The sequence below is a fragment of the Neisseria sp. S1 genome (assembly GCF_048060015.1).
In the GTDB taxonomy this organism is placed as follows: domain Bacteria; phylum Pseudomonadota; class Gammaproteobacteria; order Burkholderiales; family Neisseriaceae; genus Neisseria; species Neisseria arctica.
Genome location: NZ_JBLUPI010000012.1, coordinates 38,144 through 62,912, shown reverse-complemented (window position 1 = coordinate 62,912; position 24,769 = coordinate 38,144). Strand labels below are relative to the sequence as shown.

Below are 24,769 nucleotides of genomic sequence, written 5' to 3'. Positions count from 1 at the left end.
ATAGCAACCGATATACTGTTCACTTGGCCTAAATAGGATTTGATGCCGTCTGAAAGCTGACTTTCAGACGGCATCAAATGATTTACATGGGTATCAAGCAAACTGTTTAGCCGCGCTTAACAGCTTTATCGGCGATATCAGTACGGTACTGCATACCTTCGAAACGGATATGCGACAAAGCTTGATAGGCCTTGCTTTTGGCAGCGGCAACACCGTCTCCCAAACCGACGACACACAATACGCGCCCGCCGTTGGTATATACCTTGCCCTCAGTATCTGCCGCAGTTCCCGCATGAAATACTTTCCCCGCTTGCGCCGCCTCTTCCAAACCGGCAATCACATCACCACGGCGCGGGGTTTCAGGGTAATTTGCGGCGGCAAGCACCACACCTACGGCCGTTTGCGGATTCCATTTCGCTGATACAGTATCCAAGCGGCCATCAATAGCGGCGGCTACCAATTCCGCCAAATCACTGTCGAGACGGCTCATAATCGGCTGGGTTTCGGGATCGCCGAAGCGGCAGTTGAATTCGATGGTATAGGGTGCACCCGAAGCATCAATCATCAAACCGGCATACAAAAATCCGGTAAAAGGATGCCCTTCGGCCTTCATACCGGCTACCGTAGGCAGAATGATTTCATTCATCACGCGTTCGTAAACGGCGGGGGTTACTACAGGGGCGGGGCTGTATGCGCCCATGCCGCCCGTGTTCGGACCGCAGTCGTTATCGAGCAAGCGCTTGTGGTCTTGACTGGTCGCCATCGGCAAAACATTCTCACCGTCCACCATCACGATGAAGCTGGCTTCTTCGCCTTGCAAAAAGTCTTCAATCACCACGCGTGCGCCCGCGTCACCCATTTTATTGCCCAACAGCATATCATCTACCGCGGCGTGGGCTTCTTCCAATGTAGCAGCTACAATCACTCCTTTACCTGCCGCCAAGCCGTCTGCCTTAATCACAATCGGTGCGCCTTTTTTATCCAGATAGGCATGCGCGGCAGCGGCGTCGCTGAAGGTTTGATAAGCAGCGGTGGGAATATCGTATTTCGCCATAAACGCCTTGGCGAAATCTTTCGAACTCTCCAACTGGGCGGCATAACGCGTAGGGCCGAAAATGCGTTTTCCCGCCGCACGGAAATCATCCACGATGCCCGCAGCCAGAGGCGCTTCGGGGCCTACTACAGTAAAGGCGATATTTTCCTGATTACAAAAATCGATCAACTCGTCGTGGCCTGATAAGGCAACGTTTTCCAACTTTGGTTCACTAGCCGTACCGGCATTGCCGGGCGCAACATAAACGGTTTCCACTTCCGGTGATTGGGCCAGTTTCCAGGCCAGCGCATGTTCGCGGCCGCCGCTGCCGATAACGAGTAATTTCATCAGGGTATCCTTGAAAATAAAGAGGGTTAAGGCTTGGAATTATAGCGGATTCTACGGCACTTCGTCAGCTTGGCAATTATGACATAGTGGTGTTTTGCCGGGCAGGTAATGCGGCTGGGCGCACACAGGGCCTGTGTTTCTTGAAATACATAGAAAAAAACTGCGAATACGCGTAAAATACGCACCAAAATATCGAATCAAATCAGGCTGCAGCATTTCGCGGCCTGAACTTTTTGGAAGAGATCATGAGCGAACACAACAACCCTCAAACCGAACCGCAACTCGATGAAAATCAGATTATCGCGTTGCGCCGTGAAAAATTGAATGAAATCCGCCGCCAAGGCATTGCTTTTCCCAACCAGTTCAAACGCGATGCGTTTGCCGGCGATTTGCACAACCAATACGGCGCGCTGGAAAAAGCCGAGCTTGACCCTCAGGAAATTCCGGTCAAAGTGGCCGGCCGTATGATGCTCAAACGCGCCATGGGCAAGGCCAGCTTTGCCACCTTACAAGACGTGAGCGGCCAAATCCAGCTGTATATCAACAACCAAGGTGTGGGCGAGGAAGTACACGAAGCCTTTAAACATTGGGATATGGGTGATATTCTCGGCGCAGAAGGCACGTTGTTCAAAACCAACCACGGCGAACTGACCGTACGCGTAAACAAACTGCAATTGCTGTCAAAATCACTGCGCCCGCTGCCGGACAAACACAAAGGTTTGGCCGATCAGGAGATGAAGTACCGCCAGCGTTATGTCGATTTGATTACCAATCAGGATGCGCGCGATACCTTTATCAAGCGCAGCCAGATCATCCAAGCCGTGCGTAACTATATGGTCAACGAGCGTTACCTCGAAGTGGAAACGCCTATGATGCACCCGATTCCGGGCGGTGCGACTGCCAAACCTTTCGTCACCCATCACAACACGCTGGATATGCCGCTGTATTTGCGTATCGCCCCCGAGCTGTATTTGAAACGGCTGGTAGTCGGCGGTTTGGAGCGTGTGTTCGAAATCAACCGCAGCTTCCGCAACGAAGGCATGAGTACGCGCCACAACCCCGAATTCACCATGATGGAATTCTACGAGGCATTCTGTACATACGAGCGTATGATGGAGATGACCGAAGGCGTAATCCGCAATGCCGCGAAAACCGTATGCGGCACAGCCAAAATCACCTACAACGGCAAAGAAGTCGATTTGGAAAGCCCGTTCGAGCGCCTAACCATTTTGGAAGCCATCAAAAAATACAACCCGCACTATACCGACGAGCAATTGTTTGACGAAGCATGGTTGAAACAGGAAATCGTCAAACACGGTGAAAGCCTGCCGCCCTCTCCCGGCATCGGCAGCCTGCAATTGGCTTTGTTTGAAGGTTGCGCCGAAAGCAAATTGTGGAATCCCACCTTTATCGTCGACTACCCGGTAGAAGTATCGCCGCTGGCACGCGCATCCGATACGAAACCCGGCCTGACCGACCGCTTTGAGCTGTTTGTCGTAGGACGCGAGTTGGCAAACGGCTATTCGGAGTTGAATGACCCTGAAGACCAAGCCGCGCGTTTCAAAGCGCAAGTGGCGCAAAAAGATGCGGGCGACGACGAAGCCATGCACTACGATGCCGATTATATCCGCGCAATGGAATACGGCTTACCCCCCACCGGCGGTTCGGGTATCGGTCTTGACCGTTTGGTCATGCTGCTGACCGATGCGCAGAGTATCCGTGATGTGATTTTATTCCCGCAAATGCGCCCGGAATAATCTGTTTTCGGATACTAAAATAACAAAAAAGGCCGTCTGAAATATTTCAGACGGCCTTTCGATTAGCAAGCATCAAATACTATGGTTCATTACACGGAAAAGATACCGCCGTTATCCAATCAACTGCAACAGCTTACCATTCTTCACATCAAATGATGTCCCGCAAATATGATTGATGCGTTTAAAAAAGCCGTCTGAACTTTTCAGACGGCTTTTGAAAAGCAGCGGCACATTAGCCGACACGGTGGCGGTTGGCATCTGCCAGCAGCGCCAACAAAGCTTCGGTGCTCTCCCAACCGATACAAGCATCCGTAATACTCTGTCCGTAAGTTTCAGGCTTATCTTGCCGCCCTTCTACCAAATGGCTTTCGACCATCACGCCCATGATATTGTCTTCACCGTTACGCAACTGCCCGGCTACATCTTCGGCCACTTCCATTTGACGTTTGTAGTCTTTACGGCTGTTGGCATGGCTGAAATCCACCATCAGTTTGGGCGTCACACCTGCCTTGGACAACTGCTCGGCAGAAGCCTTAACGTGCTCGCTACTGTAATTCGGTTCTTTACCACCTCGCAGAATAACATGGCAGTCGGGATTACCGGCCGTATGAACAATAGCGGAATGGCCGGATTTGGTTACCGACAGAAAATGATGTGAATGGGATGCGGCGCCGATGGCGTCAATGGCAATTTTCAAATTACCGTCGGTGCCGTTTTTAAAGCCGACAGGACAAGACAGGCCGCTGGCTAATTCACGGTGTACCTGGCTTTCGGTTGTACGCGCGCCGATAGCACCCCACGAAATCAAGTCGGCATAATATTGCGGCGTAATCATATCGAGAAACTCGGTAGAAGCCGGCATACCCATATTGTTAAGTGTCAGCAGCAGCTGGCGTGCTTGGCGCAGGCCGAAATTGATGTCGAAACTGCCATCTAGATGAGGGTCGTTGATCAACCCTTTCCAACCTACGGTGGTACGTGGTTTTTCAAAGTACACACGCATCACAATCAGTAATTCTTTTTCATATTTTTTGCGCAAGGGCAACAGCCTACCGGCATATTCAAGCGCAGCTTTGGGATCATGGATGGAACAAGGGCCGATAATCACCAAAAGACGGTTGTCCCCACCGTGTACCAAACGGGCGATTTCCTGACGGGTGCGGTATACCAGTTCAGAAGCCTCATTGCTGATCGGCAATTCATACAGATGGGCGATCGGCGGCAACAATTCTTTTACTTCTTTGATTTTTATATCATCGGTTTTATGCGGAATGCTCATAGGATTTTTCTTTAAAATCGTATCAAATGAGGTTCAGCTTAACCCCTTTTATGGCTATTGACAAGCTCGTTTTGATTGATCGGGAAATTTAATTGCGTATATTTCATATTATTTTTTAAAATTGGATTTTTATTTCATTTTTTTTAAATTTAAAAAATTAAATTTTATTTATTTTGTATGAATATTTTATTAAAAGCATAATCGGAAAAGCATTTTTACTTCGCTCCGGCATTAATGCTGTATGGAATGTCATGTCACACTATATAATATGACTTTTACGACTCAGGCTATTTTCATGACTCAAAATGCAAACAACCTTTGCTGGCTCGATATGGAAATGACGGGCTTAGATCCTGATCGCGACAAAATCATCGAAGTGGCAATGATTATTACCGATCAGGATTTAAATGTTTTGGCACAATCGGAAGTGTATGCTATTCACCAAAGCGATGACGTTTTAAACGCTATGGACGAATGGAATACCGCTACCCACGGCCGCACCGGCCTAACCGAACGTGTCCGCCGGTCCGCTTACACTGAAGCCCAAGTAGAACAAGAATTGCTGGACTTCATGGCCCGGTGGATTCCTGAGAAAGCCAGCCCGATGTGCGGCAATACCATTCATCAAGACCGCCGTTTTATGGTGCGCCATATGCCGCGCCTGGAGGCTTATTTCCATTACCGCAATCTAGACGTTTCCACCCTTAAAGAGCTCGCCCGCCGCTGGCATCCGGTGCTGGCCAAAAACGTAGTGAAGCGCGGGGCACATCAAGCTTTGGACGATATTCTCGAGAGTATCGAAGAAATGCGTTACTACCGCGAACATTTCCTCCGCCTGCCCGACTAAGTATTTAAGCAAGGCCGTCTGAAAAATTTCAGACGGCCTATCAAGTAAGTTCACAAAAAAATTAAACCCATCTGACATAAATCTAAAATAGTTTGGCCGGCCCAATCTTCATAACAACTTTAAATTTAAAGCCGGACAATTATTCAAGGATTTCGGAGCGACTGAATGGATATTACCACCACTTCGGCATGGCAATTACTGCAGGAAAAATGGCAGCAGACAGCCGCCATGCATATGCGCCAACAATTTGAAAGCGAACCGCAACGTTTTGCCGACATGCACATCGCACTGCCGGGCATGATGCTGGACTTCAGCAAGAACCGGATAGACGGCGAAACACTCGATTTATTGTGCCGCTTAGCCGCAGAAGCCGGCCTGCCCGAAAAAACCCGAACCATGCGTAGCGGCGAAAAAATTAATCTTAGCGAAAACCGTGCCGTATTACATACCGCTTTGCGGCTGCCCACCGACGCCGTACCGGTGTATGTGGGCGGAGAAAACGTCGTCCCCCTGCTGCATCGCGAGCTAGAGCGGGCATTGGCATTCGCCGACAGCTTACTGGATGGCAGCTTTACCGGCGCAACCGGCAAGCACATTACAGATTTTGTCCACATCGGCATCGGCGGTTCCGATTTAGGGCCGCAAGTTGCGGTTCAGGCACTGCACCCCTACTGCCGCAATATCCGGGTACATTTTGTTTCCAATTCGGATGATGCCAACATTGCCCAAGTTTTAGGCCGTCTGAATGCGGAAACTACTGTTTTTTGCATCGCCAGCAAATCATTCGGCACACCCGAAACCCTATTGAACGCTCATGCCGCACGCGACTGGTTCCGTACCCAAGGACACTCCGAAGCAGATGTCGCCCGCCATTTCGTCGCCATTTCGAGCGAAGTGGCCGCCGCACACCAATTCGGCATTGAGGCAGACAAAGTGTTTGCCATGTTCGACTGGGTAGGCGGGCGTTATTCGGTATGGTCGGCCATCGGCTTGCCTTTGATGGTCGCTATCGGTAGCGAAGCATTCCGCAGTTTCTTAAGCGGAGGACATGCTATGGACGAACACTTCTTCAACACCCCTTACCGCCGTAATATGCCTGTAATAATGGCTATGCTGGGTGTTTGGTACAACAATTTTTATCATGCCGGCGGACATACCGTTGTCCCTTATAGCCATAATTTGCGCCGCTTTCCCGCCTACCTGCAACAACTGGATATGGAAAGCAACGGCAAAAGCCGCAAAATTAACGGCGAACCCGTAGACTGCGATACCGGCCCGCTGATTTTCGGCGAAGAAGGCGTCAACTGCCAACATGCCTATTTCCAACTATTGCACCAAGGCACGCGCTTGGTACCGGCCGACTTTATCGTTCCGATGAGCAGCCCTTACCGTATCGGCAGACAGCACCGTTTTACCGTTGCCAATGCCTTTGCCCAAGCCGAAGCCCTGATGCGTGGTAAAACCTTAGACGAAGCCCTGCTTGAATTGGCCGCATTACCGGCTGCCGAACGCGAAATGTTGGCACCGCAAAAAGTATTTCCGGGCAACCGCCCGAGCAACATGATTCTGGTTGACGATTTGAACCCTTACACCCTCGGTATGCTGATTGCCCTTTACGAACATAAGGTCTTTGTGCAGGGCGTTATATGGGGCATCAACTCATTTGACCAATGGGGCGTGGAGTACGGCAAAGTCTTAGCCAAAGCGATTGAGCCGGAATTGTCAGGCGAGCCGTGCGGCAAACATGACAGTTCTACTAACGGTCTGATCGATTATTACCGCCGCTGTCATCAGAGCGACTGATTTTGCCGTACCATCAATATTTGTTCTGAAACTAAAAACCAAAACCGCTGTTTCCGATTAAGTGAAACAGCGGTTTTGGTTTTCAAAATTAAAGCGTTTCGAGGCCGTCTGAAAACAACGGCAAACGGTAGCAGCTACATAGCGGCAATTTCTACCGCCTCGCCGCAAGCCGCACTCAAAACCTGATTCAATACGGCAAAAAATTCGCTACCGTCTCGCGTAGCCAGCCATTGGCCGTTTTGGTTTGAAAAATGATAGCCGCCGCTTTTGGCTGCAATCCACAATTCTTGGTTGGGCGTGTGGCGGTTGATAATGATTTGGGTACCGTCTTCGGCTTCTATCGTCAGCACATTACCCGACAATTGGCAGTCGAACGCCCAGCCGCCGGCATCGATTTCGTCTTCAATGTGGTTAAACAACGCATCGGAATGCTGTAAAAATTCACTTTCGGTCATCATGGCTTTGTGTATCGCTGCATTTTTGTTTAAGATACTCAATCTTGCCATATTACGCGCGCCCGGGCAAACCCCGGCCGTCTGAAAGAAAAGATGATGAAAACCCTTACCTCCGTATTGGCTGCCGCGCTACTATTGAGCGCCTGCGGCTACAAAGGTGATTTATATCTGCCTAAAGAAGACGATAAAGCTCGTTTTGGTGTCATACAAACCGGCCTTCAGTTTCAAGCTAAAGAGCCCACCACCCAACCGGAATAAACCATAATGTCTGAAGTACTTTCCTGCGAACAACGCTCTCTTGCCGAATTGGCCGACACCTTCGGCACCCCACTATATGTTTACAGCCAAGCAGCCTTGGATACCGCTTATCAAAGCTACGCCAGCGCATTTTCAAAATTAAAACCACTGGTGTGCTATGCGGTAAAGGCTAACGGCAATCTGAGTATTCTGAAGCATTTGGCAGCAATGGGCAGCGGTTTTGATATTGTTTCCGGTGGCGAACTAGCAAGAGTGCTGGCTGCCGGCGGCAGTGCCGGGAAAACTATTTTTTCAGGGGTAGGCAAAAGCGAAGCCGAAATCGAGTTTGCCCTGAACGAAGGTATTTTATGCTTTAACGTAGAATCGCTGCCCGAACTTGACCGCATCAATACGGTGGCTTCCCGCTTGGGTAAAACCGCCCCTATCTCCCTGCGTATCAATCCCGATGTAGATGCAAAAACCCACCCCTACATTTCTACCGGCCTGAAAGCGAACAAATTCGGCATCGCCTATGCCGACGCCCTGGCAGCCTACCGCTATGCCGCTTCGTTGAACCATCTGAAAATTGTCGGCATCGACTGCCATATCGGCTCGCAGCTAACGGATTTAAGCCCCTTGGTAGAAGCCTGCGAACGCATTATGCTGTTGGTGGATGAATTGGCGGCAGAAGGCATCGAGCTGGAACATATCGATTTGGGCGGCGGTGTCGGTATTACCTATCTTGATGAAAAAACACCCGACCTGAACACATATGCCGATGCAGTTGCCAAATTATGGGCAGGCAGGCCGCAAAAGCTGGTATTGGAACCCGGCCGCAGTTTGGTCGGAAATGCCGGCACGCTGCTTACCCGCGTAGAATTTATCAAGCACGGCGAAGAGAAAAATTTCATTATTGTCGATGCGGCCATGAACGATTTGATGCGCCCCGCACTCTATGATGCCTATCACCATATCGAAGTTGTTGCATCAGATAATACCGCCCCGATTGTTGCCGATGTGGTCGGCCCCATTTGCGAAACGGGCGACTTTATTGCGAGAGAGCGCACGCTTGCCTGCAATCCCGGTGATGTTTTGGCCATCCGTAGTGCAGGCGCTTATGCCTCAAGCATGGCCAGCAACTACAACTCGCGCAACCGCGCCGCCGAAGTACTGGTAAACGGCCAAGAAGCTGTTTTGGTGCGTCGCCGCGAAACATACGAACAACAGCTTGAAAACGAGCTTGCCTGTTTAAACCGTTAAAACCTGCCTATATCGTCTTCAGGTTAAATGTAAAGGCCGTCTGAAAATAATATTCAGACGGCCTTATTTTTAATACGGCAATGATAATATTTATCTGCCGATTTTTTTATTTGGCATCTTTAAAACCGCGCTTCAAATGCACCATCAACAAAGCGATGGCCGCCGGCGTAATACCGGAAATACGCCCCGCCTGCCCGATGGTTTCAGGACGGTGAAGGTTGAGTTTTTGCTGTACTTCGGCGGAAAGTCCCTGCACTTTGCCATAATCGATATCGGCCGGCAGCTTGAGGGTTTCAAGATCTTTTCTACTATCGATTTCTTCATTTTGACGGTCGATATAACCTTGATATTTCACTTGGATTTCCACCTGCTCGGCAACCTCTGCCGGCAACTCTTGCTCGGGAGCGGCCCCTTGCAAAGTCATCAATTCGGTATAGCTGATGTTCGGACGACGCAATAAATCGTGCAAATTAGCCTCGCGCGACAGCTTTTGGCCGAACACACGCTGCTGCTCGCTTTCGGGCAGTTTGGCCGGTGTATACCAACTGGTTTTCAAACGCTGGATTTCACGCTCGATTTGCTCTCGTTTTTGTTCGAAAGCCTGCCATTGGGCGGGAGTAACCAGACCGATTTTATAACCGTCTTCGGTTAGGCGCATATCGGCATTGTCTTCGCGCAACTGCAAACGATACTCTGCACGGCTGGTAAACATACGGTAAGGTTCGTTTACACCTTTGGTAATCAGATCGTCCACCAATACGCCAAGGTAAGCTTGTTCGCGGCGCAAAATCAGCGGCTCCTGCCCGCGCACAAACTGCACGGCATTGGCTCCGGCCAGCAACCCCTGTGCGGCAGCTTCTTCGTAACCCGTAGTACCGTTGATTTGTCCGGCGAAGAAAAGTCCCTCAATGGTTTTGGTTTCCAAGCTGGCCTTGAGGTTGCGCGGATCGAAATAGTCGTACTCGATGGCATAACCGGGGCGTAGGATATGGGCGTTTTCCAAGCCTTTCATGGAGCGCACCAGCGCAAGCTGGATATCGAAAGGCAAACTGGTCGAAATACCGTTGGGATAATATTCGTGGGTACTCAGTCCCTCCGGTTCAAGGAAAATCTGGTGGCTTTCCTTATCTGCGAACCGGTTGATTTTATCTTCGATAGAAGGGCAATAACGCGGGCCGACCCCTTCGATTTTGCCGGTGAACATAGGGCTGCGGTCGAAACCGGAACGGATGATATCGTGTGTTTGCGCGTTGGTGTGGGTAATCCAGCAGGATACTTGCTGCGGGTGCATGGCGGCATTGCCGCGAACGGAAAAAACAGGTACGGGCGTATCGCCGGGCTGCTCGGTCAGTTGGGAAAAATCAATGGTACGCCCGTCGATACGCGGCGGCGTACCGGTTTTCAAACGGCTTTGCGGCAGCTTCAATTCTTTCAGACGGCCCGACAAACCTACCGCGGCAGGGTCGCCCGCACGCCCTCCGGCATAGTTTTCCAAACCGATGTGGATTTTCCCGGCTAAGAAAGTACCCGCGGTCAACACAACGGCGCGGGCTTTGAATTCGACACCCATAGCGGTAACAACACCGCTGATACGGTCGCCTTCGAGGGTAATATCGTCTACCTGCTGTTGGAACAATTCGAGATTTTCTTGATTTTCAAGCATGTGGCGGATAGCCGCCTTGTAAAGTATGCGGTCGGCCTGCGCACGGGTCGCCCGCACGGCAGCCCCTTTACTGGCATTGAGACGGCGAAACTGAATACCGCTCATATCGGTAGCCAACGCCATCGCTCCGCCCAAAGCATCCAATTCGCGTACCAAATGTCCTTTACCGATACCTCCGATAGACGGATTGCACGACATTTGACCCAGAGTTTCGATATTGTGTGTGAGCAGCAGCGTTTGCGCACCCATACGGGCGGCGGCAAGTGCCGCTTCGGTACCGGCGTGCCCGCCGCCGACTACGATTACATCGTATTGTTTGGGGTAAATCATCATTTTTATATCATTAACCTGCATGTGTTGAGGATAGCGGCAAAAATACCTTTCAGTACCGCGCTCCGAAAAATAGCCTGAATTGTACGCTGATTCGTATATCGATACAACGTGCCTTCCGCATCAGAAGCTATTGAGTTATTTAAATAAAGTTTCAAGGCCGTCTGAAAATTCAGACGGCCTTGAAGCCAAACAGAGGATTGGGAATCAGATTAAACCTTCCGTTCAATACTAAAACGTATACCCCGTTTCCAATTCGTCATCCCCAACCAACTCAACCAACAACGCATACAGCGGTGCCAAATCATTGTAACGGCGCGAAGTGCGGCGCAGGTAGTTAAGGAAGCGCGGAATTTCGGGGCGGTATTTTTCTTTGCCGTCACGGTAGTACAAACGGGCAAAAATACCGGCTACTTTCAAATGGCGTTGCACGCCCATCCATTCGAACCAACGGTAAAACTCGTCAAAATCAGCAGGAACCGGCAAGCCGGCAGCACGGGCTTTTTCCCAATATCGGATAACCAAATCCAGCACAAACTCTTCTTCCCACTCAATGAAGGCATCCCGTAAAAGAGACACAAGGTCGTAAGTAATCGGGCCGTAAAGCGCATCTTGGAAATCAAGCACACCGGGGCGTCCGTTGGTCAGCATCAGATTACGGACGATATAGTCGCGGTGTACGTAAACCTGAGGTTGGGCCAACAAAGGCGGCAATAAGGTATTCTCCACCTGCTGCCATAATTGGCGTTGTTTGAAATTCAACGGCTTACCCAGCTCTTTGGCAACAAACCATTCGGGAAAGAGATTGATTTCACGCAACATGACGTCGCGATCATATTCAGGCAACACACCCGGCCGGCTGGCTTTTTGCAAAACCACCAATTCTTCGATCGCTTCCAACAACAAAGCCTTGTGGGCGATTTCCCGGCTGTCGTGTTGCATAGCGGCAAGAAAAGTCGTATTGCCCAAATCATTGAGCGCCATAAAGCCTTGCTCTTCATCCACCGCCAGAACTTGCGGCACATTTACCATGTCGAACAATTTTTGTACTTTTAAATAAGGGGCAACGCTCATTTTATCGGGCGGAGCATCCATACAGATAATGCTGCGGCCGTCTGAAAAAACAGCGCGGAAATAGCGGCGGAAGTCGGCATCGGCGGCGGCAAAGCTTAATTCAAACGGTTGCGCCGGAAAAATACTTTCCAGCCATTTTTTTAATTCGGTTTGTCGTTGCATGATGGTTTTCAGGTTAAAATAAATGCTATTTTAACTGGCAAAACCGATTTAAGGTGATACTTTGGCTCGTTTATTTTCATTAAAACCTTTGGTACTGGCTTTAGGCGTGGCCTTTTCTGCAACTGCGTACGGCCAAAATACAGAGGAACTGTCACTGGGCAACACTTGCTTGAGCTGTACGCCCGAAAAAGCCGCTTCAACAGCTGCCGCCGCTGCGGAACCTACAGTCAAAACCAGTGGTGCAGAGTCCCTGGCGGCCGACTATACCCGTATCACCGCCGATGAAGTACAAGGTCAAACGCAGGTATCCGTTCGGGCACAAGGCGATGTGATTATCGAGCGCAACAACCAAATCTTAAATGCCCCGTGGGTAGAGTACGACCAGCAACGTGAAATCATTCGGACCGGCGATACTTTTACACTGCAACAAAGCGGCTCGGTAGTGAGTGGCCGGCAAATCGAATACAACTTGGCAGAAGGCACAGGCAAAGCTGATCATGCCCGCCTGTCAAGCGAACATGAAGGCCGGCGCCTGCAAAGTGTTAGTGAGAATACCGAATTATTAGGCAACGGTCGTTACAAATTAACCAATACCAAATTCAACACCTGCGAACCCGGCGATGCAAGCTGGTATATCCGCGCCAACAGCATTGAAGCCGATACCGCATCGGGTATCGGGGTTGCCAAACACGCTTCTTTGGTTTTCGGCGGCGTTCCCGTACTTTATACGCCTTGGGCGGATTTCCCGCTCAATGGCAACCGCAAAAGCGGCCTGCTCGTACCTACCTTAAAAATCGGTTCGGACGGCGTAGAGCTGGAAACACCCTATTACCTCAACCTCGCGCCGAATTATGATGCGACGGTTACCCCCGGCATCATATCCAACCGCGGCGTACAGCTGGGCGGCCAGTTCCGCTACCTGCAACCTACTTACTCAGGCGTAGCGGAAGGCAAATGGATGCCCGCCGACAAACGGAGCGAATACAACAACCGCTACCATGTCCGCTGGAACCACCAACAGCAGTTTGGCAGCGCACTTTCAGGCGGCATCAGCTACAATCAAGTTTCCGATGACGACTATTACCGTGATTTTTACGGCCGTGCCGATATCGCCAATAACGTCAATCTCAACCGCCAAGCTTGGTTAAACCTCAACACTAAAGTTTTGGGGGGCAACCTCAGCAGCTACGCCACCGTACAAAAATACCAAACATTAGCCAATGCCAACGGCTATAAAGACGAACCGTATGCCATCATGCCGCGCCTTTCCACCCGCTGGCAACGTAATTTCGATCATGCCCAAGCCAATATTTTCGGACAATTTACCCGCTTCGACCACGACAGCAAGCAAGCGGGCAGCCGTATTGTTGCCTATCCGGGCGTAAAATGGGATTTCCACAACCAGTGGGGCTACATTCGCCCCAAAGTCGGGCTGCACGCCACCTACTACAATTTGGACAGCTTCGAAAACAAAACCGGGCACACCACCAGCCGCGTATTACCGATTATGAATGTCGATGCCGGCATGACGTTTGAACGCAAGGCCAACCTCTTTGGCAACAACTACCTTCAAACACTCGAACCGCGCGTGTTCTACAACTACATTCCGACCAAAGCCCAAAACGACCTGCCTAATTTCGACAGCTCGGAAAACAGCTTCAATTACGAACAACTTTTCCGTGAAAACCTCTATTCCGGCAACGACCGTATCAACGCCGCCAATAGCATTTCCACGGCCGTACAAACCCGGATTTTAAATCCCCAAAACGGAGCAGAGCTTTTCAGAGCGGGTGTCGGTCAAAAATTCTACATTACCAATGACAACGTATTGCTCGACGGCAGCATCAGCAACTACCGGCGCAACCGCTCAGACTGGGTAGCCTTCGCCCACGGCAACCTAACCGACAGCATACGTCTGGATACCGATATCCACTATAACCAAAACCAAGACAAAGTCGACAACTTTGCTGCAGGCATCCGCTACAATCCCGAACCAGGCAAAGTATTAAGCGCCCGCTACAAATACGGCCGCAACGAAAAAATCTATCTGCAAGACGACGGCCAATATTTCTACGACAAACTGCAACAAGTCGACTTAGCCGCACAATGGCCGCTACGTTCAAACCTATATGCCGTTGCCCGCTTCAATTACGCCTTAAAAGTCAACAAGCCTTTGGAACAACTGATCGGCTTGGAGTATAAAAGTAATTGCGGCTGCTGGAGTGCCAGTGTCGTAGCACAACACTATGTAACCGGCCTCAACAGCAGCAAAAATGCCGTATTCTTCAACCTTCAATTAAAAGATTTAAGCAATATCGGCAACAATCCCTTCGAACAACTGCGTCTGGCGATTCCCGGATACAGCAAAACCAACGAGGTAAACACAAAATGAAATTCAAATCCCTGATTATCGCCGCCGCACTCGGCCTATCCCTCGGCACCGTTCATGCAGCCGATATCAAAATGGTTGACGGCATCGCCGCCGTAGTCGACAACAGCGTCATCACCTACCGAGACCTCAACCAAGCCCTAGCCACCGCCCGCACAGCCATGCCCAAAGGCAACAGCATCACCGAAGAAGAGCTCCGCCGCCAAGTATTAGGGCAGCTGATTAACCAATCCTTAATCGTACAAGCAGGCAAACGCCGCAATATCGGCGCAACAGAAACCGAAATCGACGAGGCCCTGGCCCAAACCGCCCAAGCACGCAAAACCACCGTCGACCAACTCTATACCCAAGCTGCCCGCGACGGCCTCAGCCGTAGCGCCCTGCGCCGCAACGTGGCAGACAGCCTGATTACCCAAAAAGTGCAGCAGCAAGCCATTATGCAGAACGCACGGGTAAGCGAAGCCGAAATCGATGCCTTTCTCAACCATGCCCGCGAACAAAACATCACGCTACCCGAAGGCGAACCGGTACGCCAATACCACGCCCGCCATATTCTGATTAAAGCTGACGGCACCAATCAGGCCGCCAATGCCACAGCCGAAGCCGAGATCCGCAAAATTGCCGCACAAGCCCGCAGCGGTAGCGACTTCTCCGCACTGGCACGCGCCCACTCGCAAGACGGCAGTGCGCCTAACGGCGGCGATTTAGGCTGGTTTACCGACGGCGTGATGGTTCCCGAGTTTGAGCACGCCGTACAACGCCTGCGCCCCGGTCAGGTAAGCCAACCGGTACGCAGCCAATTCGGCTGGCACGTTATCAAACTGGAAGATGTGCGTGACGCAGGCACTCCCGAAGAACGCCGCCGAAATGCCGTACGCCAATACCTTTCCGACCAAAAAGCCCAACGTGCGACAACCGATCTGCTACAACAACTTCATTCGAGTGCATTTATCGACATCCGTAATTGATATAGCTAAAAGCAATAGTAATTGCCATATACTGATTTAAATAACAAAAAAGGCCGTCTGAAAATATTTTCAGACGGCCTGAATGTTTACAGTTCTGAGCAAGGTACACAGCCCTGAGAATGAGTACAGAACAGGGGCATACACCCAAGAAGTTTCAACACACAGCCACCCGAAGGTGGCTGACGACATCTGTAAGAAGCTGCATTCGGTTATCCGGTTTCAACACACAGCCACCCGAAGGTGGCTGAATACAAGCCATATGTGAAAATCTTGGGTATGCAGTTTCAACACACAGCCACCCGAAGGTGGCTGAGTTGGTCTGCTTCATGGGGGCGGCCACGCTCGTGAGTTTCAACACACAGCCACCCGAAGGTGGCTGAATATTGGCACTCACCCGTTTTTCAGCCATGAAGCAGTTTCAACACACAGCCACGGTCTGCAAAACGGCCTGTTGTTTCCCGTTTCAACACACAGCCACCCGAAGGTGGCTGACAGTTGGCGTTTTTCGGGCAGCTCCGGCAGGCGGTTTCAACACACAGCCACCCGAAGGTGGCTGATTTCCCACACCATATACGTGGCGATTCTTGGTGTTTCAACACACAGCCACCCGAAGGTGGCTGAGCCAGCCGGTTATGACGCCCAAGCAGCATAAGGCGGTTTCAACACACAGCCACCCGAAGGTGGCTGACCAGCTTCTCTTGCGATTTCGCCGCCATCTGCCAGTTTCAACACACAGCCACCCGAAGGTGGCTGATTTAACGAGGTGCGCGGCTTATTTCGTGGCGGCCTGTTTCAACACACAGCCACCCGAAGGTGGCTGAAGCCTGTCTGGAAAAGCTGAACTACTAAGGCTCAACAAATCTTACTTCGCTAATCATCATCCATAAAGGCCTAGGCAGTGATCCGCCCGAAGAAATTCTAACACAAAATGAAAATAATCTTTTGATTGTTAAAGAACTCTTTAAAATCGCTAACCTAACGGCTTTTTTATGAGAACTAATGGTTAGCGATTTAAATAATCAAAGTATCTTGGAAAATATCCACTGCAGCCTTTGCACCATGATGTTCGACTTTTCGACGCCATTTACTGCCCAAATGATAAAACCGCAAACTGTCGGTATCAGGGTTATAAGTAGAGAGAAGCTTGGCTTTCAATTTCACCCATTGGTCGGGTGTAATATCGCATTCAAATACCGAATATTGCACCCGCACACCGTAATCCAAACAATGTTTGGCAATTCGCCGCAAGCGAGCGGCGCCATCCGCGTCAGCGAGCGATACATCATAAGTAATCAGCATTAACACTCCGTTTCCCCCCCATATTATATTAACGTTCACCGCATTAAAAACGGCGGATATTCAGCCAAATCACCGCGCAAATGCCGCGCTAGCAACATGGACTGAATATGCGGCAGTAAGCCGATTGCCACTTCTTCCTGCAAAAACGGATGCACAATCTTTTCTTGCTTTTTCGCCTGCAAAGTTTGAAACAGCAGCTTGCGGGCTTCGGGTTTGATATTCACCGCACCACCGGCTTCGGTCACAAAATCCTGTGGCTTAATCTGTCCGCGGTTAATCAGGCTTAAAACCAATCTATCTGCCCACCACGCACGGAACTCCTCCAGAATATCCTGCGCCAAACTGTCGCGCCCCGGGCGATCGGCGTGCAAAAAGCCCACTTGCGGATCCAAACCCACGCCTTGCAGCGCGCCGCTGATATCCTTGCCCAAAATACTGTATACAAACGACAACAGCGCATTCACCCCGTCACGCGGTGGGCGACGGTTGCGCCCATCGAAGGCAAAACCACTCTTCTCCTTAAGCAAATGCCCGAACACGCCGAAATAACGTGCCGCCGCATCGCCCTCTATCCCGCGGATTAGTTCCAAACTTTCCGCCCGTTTCAACTGCTGCAAACTAAAATTCAGCGCCGACACTACTGCTTGCACCTCAGTCTGTTCACCATGATTGCGCAAGCGCCGTTGCAACACCCGTTTACTGGCTTGGATTTTCGCCGCAATAATGTGCCGTGCAATCGGCACCTGATTGCACTCCGACAGCCGATATTGTGCCCTCCGCAGCAACACATTACCACTCTGCCGCCCTTGCAACCGCCCCAAAAAACGTCCGTTTTCGGTAAAAAACGCCAGATTGACATTATTTTCACCGCAAAACCCCATCAAAAATGGAGACACCAGCACATTACCGAAACAGAAAATATGCCCGATGGAATGCACCGGCAACTGCGCCACCTTTTTGCGCTCCTGCTCCACCACCAGCGTTTCCCGCTCCTTATGCAGGTAACTACCCTGCGTGGTGATATACAGCGTGTTTTGCAGCTTGCGTATGGTTGAAATTTCCCTTTGATTTTGACCGCATTTTTGCGGTTTAGCAGGGTGGTAGAGGGGTAGCTGAAAATTTTGCACCTGCTACTCTTGACAAATATAAAAAATAAAATTAGAATCCAAAAAGATTTTATTTAAATTCCAAACAGAATAATTTATATGGTTAAAAAAGTTCAAGTCTCTTTCTCGGATAAACAAGCTGAATTATTGGAACATTTTAAAGGTGAGCTAGGTGAATCCGATGCTGATATTGTAAGAAATATTGTCATCGCTTGGCTAGCAGAAAAAAGTTTTATTACCACGATCGCTAAACATAGACTAGCAGAAACACACAGCACCTCAGATTCACATACAGAGAAATAAGATGAAAGATATTCAAACAATTGGTAGTGTCTGCTCAGGTATTGAAGCAGCATCTATTGCTTGGCAAAATTTAGGATTTGAGTTCAAATGGTTTTCAGAGATTCTGAAATTTCCATCAGATATTTTACGAAATAAATATCCGCATATTGATAATTTAGGGGATATGAATTATATCCCTGAATTATTAAAAAATAATAGCATATACTCTCCTGATTTAATCTGTGGAGGGACCCCATGCCAAGCATTTTCATTGGCAGGTTGGAAAAATGGATTAGATGATGAACGTGGAAATCTTACTTTAAAATTTATCGACATAATTAATGAAAATGACAATATTCGCTTAAAAGAAGGAAAAAGTCGTACAGTTGTATTTTGGGAAAATGTTGAAGGAGTTTTAAGCGATAAAACAAATGCCTTTGGATGTTTTATTTCTACATTAGCAGGACTTGATAAGGTTATAGAAAACAAAAAATGGCCTACTTCTGGTTTATTGAGAGGTAAAACAAGAAATGTTGCGTGGCGTGTTCTAGATGCTAAATATTTTGGATTACCTCAACAACGTAGAAGATTATATGTTATCGCCGGAGGGAAAGATACCAGTCCTGAAAATATTTTATTTGAGTTACATAACCATAAAAATAATAATATTTATGGGATTTCCTTTCCTAAGAGTGAATTAATTTTCTATAAAGACAATGTAAAATTTGAAATATTCAGAGAATTTACAGACTGCTTATATTCCGCATATGGAACCAAGTGGAATGGGAATGCTGCAGCTTACAATGGCTCTCTTTTTATTGCACAAGATGATAAATTACGTAGATTATCCCCTTTAGAATGTGAAAGATTAATGGGATTCCCCGATAACTATACCTTAATTGATGGTGCAAAAAAGACAAATAGATACCAAGCAATAGGTAATTCTTGGGCTATTCCCGTTATAAAGTGGATCGGGAAACGTATTAAAAAGCCAGAATGCTATAATTTAAGTCAATACATAAATTCAATGTTATTAAAAAAAGATAATTCTGATTTTGAATATTATGATTTTGGTGATGGAATCATTCACTTTTCTGATTCATTTTCCATAAACTGTTCAGAAATTCCCGAAGAAGTAAGTTTCGGGCATATGTATCATATCGTCTCAAAAGAAGCTCCCGATGATATTTTTATTTCACCAACAGGTTGTTATGGAATTATTCGCAGGAAAACCGAGAGAAATCTTAAAATAAACAAAAGATTAGAAGAAATTTTGCTAAATATTTCATCACAAGAAACATTAGTAGAAATTGAAAAAAAATCGTTAGTACAAAAAAGAGGTAAATATAGTGAAAATATGCAGCCTAATTTGTAAAATATAAAAATAGTACGGAAATAAAATATTTCCGTACTATGAAGTCTATTTTAATCTTTTAATTAATTCATTACGCCAAGTCTCAATATCGTACCAAGCACAACCAATACAGCCTTTTTCCGCATTTTTACCTTTGGCTGGAATACTATTATCCCAATCTTCAGTTCCTTGATACCAAAATGGAATACCAAAAATAGTCCCTCGCTTTCCTGTCTGGAAACAAGCACGACATACTTCACGTTTTTGTTGATTGCGTTGATTACTTAGTAATTGGAATTTTTGTTTAATTTCAGTATCAGTCATATTGTCAGGATTTTCTGACTTGGTATCATCATCCCAGCGAATCTCAGAAAATTTATGATCAGGTAGCACATGGGTATTAAATTTATTTTCGTAAACATCAATATTATTTAATACAGCCAATATTCGTTTACGCAGCCCTTTACTCCATGTTTCATATCCATTCCCTAATAAATTTCCACGTTTAATTGGCACAAGCAATAAATGCGTTGTATTTTCTTGGCAATTATTACAAAACTGATTTGTATTTGTAGAAAGCGTATAACCCATTTCTTTTAAATCTTGTATTCTACGTGCCCAGTTTGGATTATAAGGTAAAGTACATTTTACACATTTCCAGCCACCTGTTTTTAAACATTCAAAAAATGGTTTAGTTACTTCTGCTTTACTGTTTTCCCAAAATTCATCTTGCTTATTTAACCAAGCCTGATGATTAATTGGATTCATATTATCATAGACCATATTTAAATATGCATTGACATTTGATTGATCAGTTTTATCGTCTGGGATAGATACACCTGTTCTACGATATTCAAGGGGGATCCAACCTTTCCATATCAAATCTTGATATTTAAATGCAACGACAATGTATTCTTCTGATGCTTTTAAATGTTTTATACGATTATATCCATTAGGAAGAGTAATATTTGGATTTAAGTCTGTAGCGCTCATTTCTATCCTTAATAAAATGTTGTTATTTTTCAATTACAAAATTACGAATATTCTCTTTTAGAACGAAAGTACAATGTAAATTGTGCTATTGTACTTTTAATTCGTCAAAATAGAAAATTTCATCACCCCCCCTACTCACATACCCACCAACCTCTCCTGCTCCATCAACTTCGGCTGGCAAACTTCCACCAGCGAACAGACTTTACAGCGTTTGCCGTACACCGGCGGCGGAGTTTTCCCTCTTGCCAAGAGTTCGCGAACTTGGGCGATAACGGCCAGCGTTTGTGCTCTAAGGCCGTCTGAAAACGCTACTGGCACGCGGTGGCGGGTTTGCATATACCACAGCGCGCCCTCGCTGACGACCTTCCCCGTCATCTCTTCCAAACACAGCGCCTGTGCGCAAAGTTGGATTTCGTCCATGGGTTCAGGTTTGGACTTGCCGCGTTTGTATTCAACAGGTTTCAGGCAACCTGTGTATAGGCCATGCTCGACCATATCGATAATGCCGCTGATACCCAGCCGCTGCGCCGACACATGCACGCTGCGTTCAAAGCGAACGCCCTTGCGGATTTCAGGTTCACCACTATCTACCCGCTCATGCAAAGCCTGACCTTGGGCAGTGAGATAGTTTTCTGCCCACGCCTGCTCGTTATGGATTAATGCGCATTGTCGTGGGCAGAAGGCGTAATGTTGCAAGGCGGAGAGGGAAACGATGGGTAACTCCCGTTCCTCTGCGCCTGCAAGCGGTCGGTTTACTACAAAATTTTGCAAATCGGGCATTACAGCCATTCTTCCACGCTCACGCCGTTGAGGCCGTCTGAATCAATGCGGATTTGATAATCGGCAAAACCTGATGCCGGCGTGCCGCTTTCGCCGTTGATGCGCTCAACTTTGACGGCATCAAACAACTTGTGTGCGGGCAGGCTGCCCAGTGCGGTGTCGTGTTTGAACACGACGAGTTTACGCGCCGCCATTTCGCCGCGGGCGGCGGAGCGGTCGTGCTCAAACATCAGTTGCAGGGCTTGCCAGAGTTTGGCCAAATCTTTGTCGGAAAAGCCGGTTTTAGCGGCAAGATTGGCAGAGATAAAGCCGTGAACACGGTAAAGGGCATAGGGAACGATGTATTTACGCCCCATGGTGCGCTCTTTTTCAAGGTCTTTTTCGTTGGTTACCGCCATGCGGGTGATGGACACTTCCAGCGGAATAATTGGGTCAATCGATTGGGCGAACGCCAGTTGCACGGGGCCGCGCACTTGACCGCTGTTGACTTCGGTGGTCATTACAGTGCCGAAGGTGCGGATATCGAAGAAATTTTTGCACATCCAAGCGGTGATGTCGCGGGCTTTGGCTTCGTCTTTGGGCAGTTTTTTGGCTTCGGATTCGATGCCCAAGGCTTCATAGGCGCGTTTGTTTTGCAGGTTCAGCACGCCTTTGTCTTTCACATAAATTTCGTAGCCCGGCTGGTTTTCGTTGGCGAGTTCGACAAAATTACGGATTTTGCGCTTCAGGCACACATCGGTTACCAAGCCTTTGCTGGATTCGGGATCGAGGCGCGGCATATTGCCGGCGTCGGGGTCGCCGTTGGGGTTGCCGTTGGTTACGTCGAAAAGGTAAACGAATTCATAGCGGTTTTGGATGGACATTTTCATTCTCCTTCATGTGGTTGGGTAACTGCGGGATCTTTTTTGGCGAAGTAGCTTTGCTTTTGCTGGTAATAGCCGATGGCAAAGCGGCCTTGTTCGTCGATGCTCAAATGGCGCGGGAAAGTTTCAGGCAGCATGGCGATAATCTCGCCCAAATCTTTGTCGAGATTAACCGCCATGCCGGCTTTGTCCTTACGCAGGCGCGACAAATGGTGCTTGGCGCCCGACAACAGACGCGGAAAAACGGAAAATGGCACGGCGGATGCGGAGCCGTAATAGCGGTCGGCAATGCCCGCATTCAATTCGCCCAGCGCCTGATACTGGATGCGCTCGAGCACGGCAAACAGCCGCCCGAGCAAATAAGCCTGATTTCGGCTTTCGGTGTTCAAACTCATGGAAACCTCCTCGTGAATAAGACCTTTTCTGAAACGCCGCTGTAACACGGCTTTAATCATGGCAACGCGCAAACCGTTGGCATCACCGTCGGCGCGGATACGGGCAATCAACTGCGCCAGCAGACTCATCGGATACAGCGTGCCACCGATTACAGCACGCATCATCTCGCCTGCCAAAACGGGGGAAATATTTTCGCTTTTGCCCAACACGGCCGTCTGAAGCAGCAAACGCCACACTGACGGGGCAGTTTTCCATGGTTGCGGCTCCATCGCCAAATCCTGCCAATGCTGCGCCAGATTTACCGCCAATTGCCCGAACGTGGTATCCAACCAAAAGCGGATGGAAATACGCGCTGCATTCGGTGCCAAGCCCAAAATATAAAAGCGGGTATCGGGTGACAAATCAGGCGCGATGTCCTGTAAGGGGCGACCTTTGGCGATTTGTGCCAAAATATCGAATACTTTTTGGCTTTGCTGCTCGTCATCAGGCGGAGTCATGATGTCGGCAAAGAAATCTTCGGCTGCGGCAGCAGTTTCGCTGTCGGCAGCTTCCGCCCAAAACACCGTACTGGTATCGCCAATAGTAAGGCAATGACCGTTCTCACGGCGCAGCAAATAATTCAGTGCGGTGGTATAGGCAAAAGCGGACACTTCCGACACCGGTGCATTGCCGCCCTGTTCTTTACCAAACGAAGCAAAGGATTCTTTGTTAAATGAAATAATCGAACCGCCCGAACTCTGCCCGCCAAACACGCCCTTAATCGCCGGATGCAGCCGCGCAATCGGCGCTTCTTCGCCGCTGATTAAACACAAGCCCTGCTCGGCTTCGTCGCTTTTCAGACGGCCTGCCCACAGCGTTTGCGCCGCCTCGCGCTTGTGAATCAAGGCGGAAGGTTTATCCAAAGCAAACACCACATTGGCATCCAAAGTTGCAGACAGACATGGATAATCGACAAATTGCGCGGGCTGCCAGTGTTGCAAAAAGCGGCGGAGTGCCTGTAAACCCTCGTCTTGTTCGTGTTGTAACACATCCAAATGATATTGCCGGAAGGCTTCAAAGTTTTTTTCAGACGGCACCACAGGTTCGGCTTTTGCCTGCACCTTGTCTTTATTGGCTTCCACGCCCAAGGCATAAGCCGTTTTGTCCCATAGAAAATTCGGTTTAACGCCCGACGTGCGCTTTTCCGGGCGCGGTACGCTCATCAGTTTCGGCTGCGGTTTTTTATCCGTCGTTAAATTCGGCACCGCATCTTGCAGACGGCCTTCTTTATCCAACACCAAAATCCAGCCGATTTTCTCCTCGCTAAAGCCGTAGGGAGGCACTTTGGGGTTGCCAACATCATCGTTTTGCGTTGCTAAGCAGCGGTAATAACGCGCCAGTGAGGCCAAAATCATGCTTTCACCTCCTCGGCGTAAAACGGCGGCACTTCGATTACCCCGTTTTTCATTTCCGCGCGGAAAAATTTCGGCAGATTGCCGTGGTCGAAATCAATATCGTGCAGCATCCAACCCAAATCGCGGTTGGCATCACTTTCAGACAGGCTGGTTTCAGGGAAAACACCGTCATTGTCCACCCAAGCAAAATGTGCCGGAAACTCACGCACGCCCATGCACGGCTGCTGAAAACACTGCCCTTTTGATGCCCGCCGCTTAAACATTTCAATATGTTTGGTAATTGTATCGTCCGCACCCGCTTTAGCCGTCAGCACCGCGTGGGCTTCAATCACATAGCCCACGTCTTTCAGCACCGTTGCCGCACGCTGCTGGCGGTCGTCGTCAATCAACGTGTACAATCCCTCCACGCTCTTGCGCCGCATCGCCCCACTGACCTTACTCTCCGAAATCTTGCCGCCCAACTCATTGCGACGCACCGATTCAAAACGGATCGGCTTTAACACATAAATGCGGTCAATCACCCAGCGGATCGCCGGCTTCCAATGCACCGCCGCCAAAATCCCCCTCGCGGCAGAAGGTGTGATGACATCATAAGACACCCGCTCCACCTTCATTTCCGGACGGGTAAAGCAGGCGTAATCGCCCCAAATGTGTAGGCGGATTTTGTTTGGCATAGATTCTCCGTTTTTTAATTTTT

Annotated in this window: 21 protein-coding genes and 1 CRISPR repeat array; of the genes, 9 read left to right on the top strand and 12 right to left on the bottom strand. The window is 49.0% G+C overall.

Annotated elements, in window-relative coordinates:
* Positions 1-106: 106 nt before the first annotated feature.
* Positions 107-1,381, bottom strand: a complete 1,275-nt coding sequence (purD, locus tag ACEPPX_RS09560) for a phosphoribosylamine--glycine ligase (RefSeq protein WP_416623828.1) — start codon at positions 1,379-1,381, stop codon at positions 107-109.
* A 245-nt stretch (positions 1,382-1,626) separates the two neighbouring features.
* Between purD and lysS the strand changes: the two genes are divergently transcribed.
* Positions 1,627-3,138: a lysine--tRNA ligase gene (gene lysS / locus ACEPPX_RS09555; protein ID WP_416623827.1), complete on the top strand. Its 1,512-nt coding sequence runs from the start codon at positions 1,627-1,629 to the stop codon at positions 3,136-3,138.
* Between the two features lie 232 nt (positions 3,139-3,370).
* Here lysS and aroG read toward each other — a convergent pair whose 3' ends face one another.
* A complete protein-coding gene (aroG, locus tag ACEPPX_RS09550) occupies positions 3,371-4,417 on the bottom strand; it encodes a 3-deoxy-7-phosphoheptulonate synthase AroG (RefSeq protein ID WP_047761599.1) in 1,047 nt (348 codons plus the stop codon).
* Between the two features lie 295 nt (positions 4,418-4,712).
* On the opposite strand from aroG, the gene orn reads away from it, so the two are divergent.
* Positions 4,713-5,264, top strand: coding sequence for an oligoribonuclease (gene orn, locus ACEPPX_RS09545; protein ID WP_416623826.1), 552 nt, complete (start codon positions 4,713-4,715; stop codon positions 5,262-5,264).
* A 165-nt stretch (positions 5,265-5,429) separates the two neighbouring features.
* Positions 5,430-7,067 (top strand): glucose-6-phosphate isomerase, encoded by a 1,638-nt coding sequence (gene pgi, locus ACEPPX_RS09540; protein WP_416623825.1) that lies wholly within the window; start codon positions 5,430-5,432, stop codon positions 7,065-7,067.
* Between the two features lie 134 nt (positions 7,068-7,201).
* Here the strand turns inward: pgi and cyaY are convergent, their stop codons facing one another.
* The gene (gene cyaY, locus ACEPPX_RS09535; RefSeq protein WP_416623842.1) at positions 7,202-7,525 is read right to left on the bottom strand and encodes an iron donor protein CyaY; all 324 of its coding nucleotides are present in this window, start codon (positions 7,523-7,525) and stop codon (positions 7,202-7,204) included.
* A gap of 93 nt (positions 7,526-7,618) precedes the next feature.
* Here cyaY and lptM point away from each other — a divergent pair, with 93 nt between their 5' ends.
* Together lptM and lysA are read left to right on the top strand one after the other, a co-directional pair.
* A complete protein-coding gene (gene lptM / locus ACEPPX_RS09530; RefSeq protein ID WP_416623824.1) occupies positions 7,619-7,780 on the top strand; it encodes an LPS translocon maturation chaperone LptM in 162 nt (53 codons plus the stop codon).
* A gap of 6 nt (positions 7,781-7,786) precedes the next feature.
* Positions 7,787-9,019 (top strand): diaminopimelate decarboxylase, encoded by a 1,233-nt coding sequence (gene lysA, locus ACEPPX_RS09525; protein ID WP_416623823.1) that lies wholly within the window; start codon positions 7,787-7,789, stop codon positions 9,017-9,019.
* A 106-nt stretch (positions 9,020-9,125) separates the two neighbouring features.
* On the opposite strand, the gene mnmG is transcribed toward lysA, so the two are convergent.
* Together mnmG and amgK are read right to left on the bottom strand one after the other, a co-directional pair.
* Entirely contained in the window at positions 9,126-11,012 is a 1,887-nt protein-coding gene (gene mnmG, locus ACEPPX_RS09520) for a tRNA uridine-5-carboxymethylaminomethyl(34) synthesis enzyme MnmG (protein WP_416623841.1), read from the bottom strand.
* Between the two features lie 231 nt (positions 11,013-11,243).
* A complete protein-coding gene (gene amgK / locus ACEPPX_RS09515; protein WP_416623822.1) occupies positions 11,244-12,248 on the bottom strand; it encodes an N-acetylmuramate/N-acetylglucosamine kinase AmgK in 1,005 nt (334 codons plus the stop codon).
* Between the two features lie 61 nt (positions 12,249-12,309).
* Here amgK and ACEPPX_RS09510 point away from each other — a divergent pair, with 61 nt between their 5' ends.
* Positions 12,310-14,640: an LPS-assembly protein LptD gene (locus ACEPPX_RS09510; protein ID WP_416623821.1), complete on the top strand. Its 2,331-nt coding sequence runs from the start codon at positions 12,310-12,312 to the stop codon at positions 14,638-14,640.
* Positions 14,637-15,605 (top strand): foldase protein PrsA, encoded by a 969-nt coding sequence (locus tag ACEPPX_RS09505; protein ID WP_416623820.1) that lies wholly within the window; start codon positions 14,637-14,639, stop codon positions 15,603-15,605. The genes ACEPPX_RS09510 and ACEPPX_RS09505 overlap by 4 nt, the downstream gene beginning before the upstream one ends.
* Before the next feature lie 151 nt (positions 15,606-15,756).
* Positions 15,757-16,426: direct repeats of the CRISPR family, unit length 32 nt; unit sequence GTTTCAACACACAGCCACCCGAAGGTGGCTGA.
* 190 nt (positions 16,427-16,616) lie between these two features.
* Here the strand turns inward: ACEPPX_RS09505 and cas2 are convergent.
* Positions 16,617-16,910: a CRISPR-associated endonuclease Cas2 gene (cas2, locus tag ACEPPX_RS09500; RefSeq protein WP_047761592.1), complete on the bottom strand. Its 294-nt coding sequence runs from the start codon at positions 16,908-16,910 to the stop codon at positions 16,617-16,619.
* Positions 16,911-16,939: 29 nt separating this feature from the next.
* Complete coding sequence (cas1c, locus tag ACEPPX_RS09495; RefSeq protein ID WP_416623840.1) at positions 16,940-17,953, bottom strand: type I-C CRISPR-associated endonuclease Cas1c; 1,014 nt, start codon at positions 17,951-17,953, stop codon at positions 16,940-16,942.
* A gap of 156 nt (positions 17,954-18,109) precedes the next feature.
* Between cas1c and ACEPPX_RS09490 the strand changes: the two genes are divergently transcribed.
* Positions 18,110-18,313, top strand: coding sequence for a CopG family transcriptional regulator (locus ACEPPX_RS09490; RefSeq protein ID WP_416623819.1), 204 nt, complete (start codon positions 18,110-18,112; stop codon positions 18,311-18,313).
* A 1-nt stretch (position 18,314) separates the two neighbouring features.
* Positions 18,315-19,667 carry a DNA cytosine methyltransferase gene (locus ACEPPX_RS09485; RefSeq protein WP_416623818.1) on the top strand — a complete coding sequence of 451 codons (1,353 nt, stop codon included), beginning with the start codon at positions 18,315-18,317 and terminating at the stop codon, positions 19,665-19,667.
* 45 nt (positions 19,668-19,712) lie between these two features.
* Here ACEPPX_RS09485 and ACEPPX_RS09480 read toward each other — a convergent pair whose 3' ends face one another.
* The 5 genes from ACEPPX_RS09480 to cas5c all read right to left on the bottom strand — a co-directional run bounded on the left by ACEPPX_RS09480 (position 19,713) and on the right by cas5c (position 24,746).
* Positions 19,713-20,639, bottom strand: coding sequence for a restriction endonuclease (locus ACEPPX_RS09480; RefSeq protein ID WP_416623817.1), 927 nt, complete (start codon positions 20,637-20,639; stop codon positions 19,713-19,715).
* Between the two features lie 135 nt (positions 20,640-20,774).
* Positions 20,775-21,419: a CRISPR-associated protein Cas4 gene (cas4, locus tag ACEPPX_RS09475; protein WP_416623816.1), complete on the bottom strand. Its 645-nt coding sequence runs from the start codon at positions 21,417-21,419 to the stop codon at positions 20,775-20,777.
* Positions 21,419-22,282 (bottom strand): type I-C CRISPR-associated protein Cas7/Csd2, encoded by an 864-nt coding sequence (gene cas7c, locus ACEPPX_RS09470; protein ID WP_416623815.1) that lies wholly within the window; start codon positions 22,280-22,282, stop codon positions 21,419-21,421. Before cas7c ends, cas4 begins: the two co-directional genes overlap by 1 nt.
* Positions 22,283-22,284: 2 nt before the next feature.
* A complete protein-coding gene (gene cas8c / locus ACEPPX_RS09465; RefSeq protein ID WP_416623814.1) occupies positions 22,285-24,072 on the bottom strand; it encodes a type I-C CRISPR-associated protein Cas8c/Csd1 in 1,788 nt (595 codons plus the stop codon).
* Positions 24,069-24,746 (bottom strand): type I-C CRISPR-associated protein Cas5c, encoded by a 678-nt coding sequence (gene cas5c, locus ACEPPX_RS09460; protein ID WP_047761618.1) that lies wholly within the window; start codon positions 24,744-24,746, stop codon positions 24,069-24,071. The genes cas8c and cas5c overlap by 4 nt, the downstream gene beginning before the upstream one ends.
* Between the last annotated feature and the right edge of the window lie 23 nt (positions 24,747-24,769).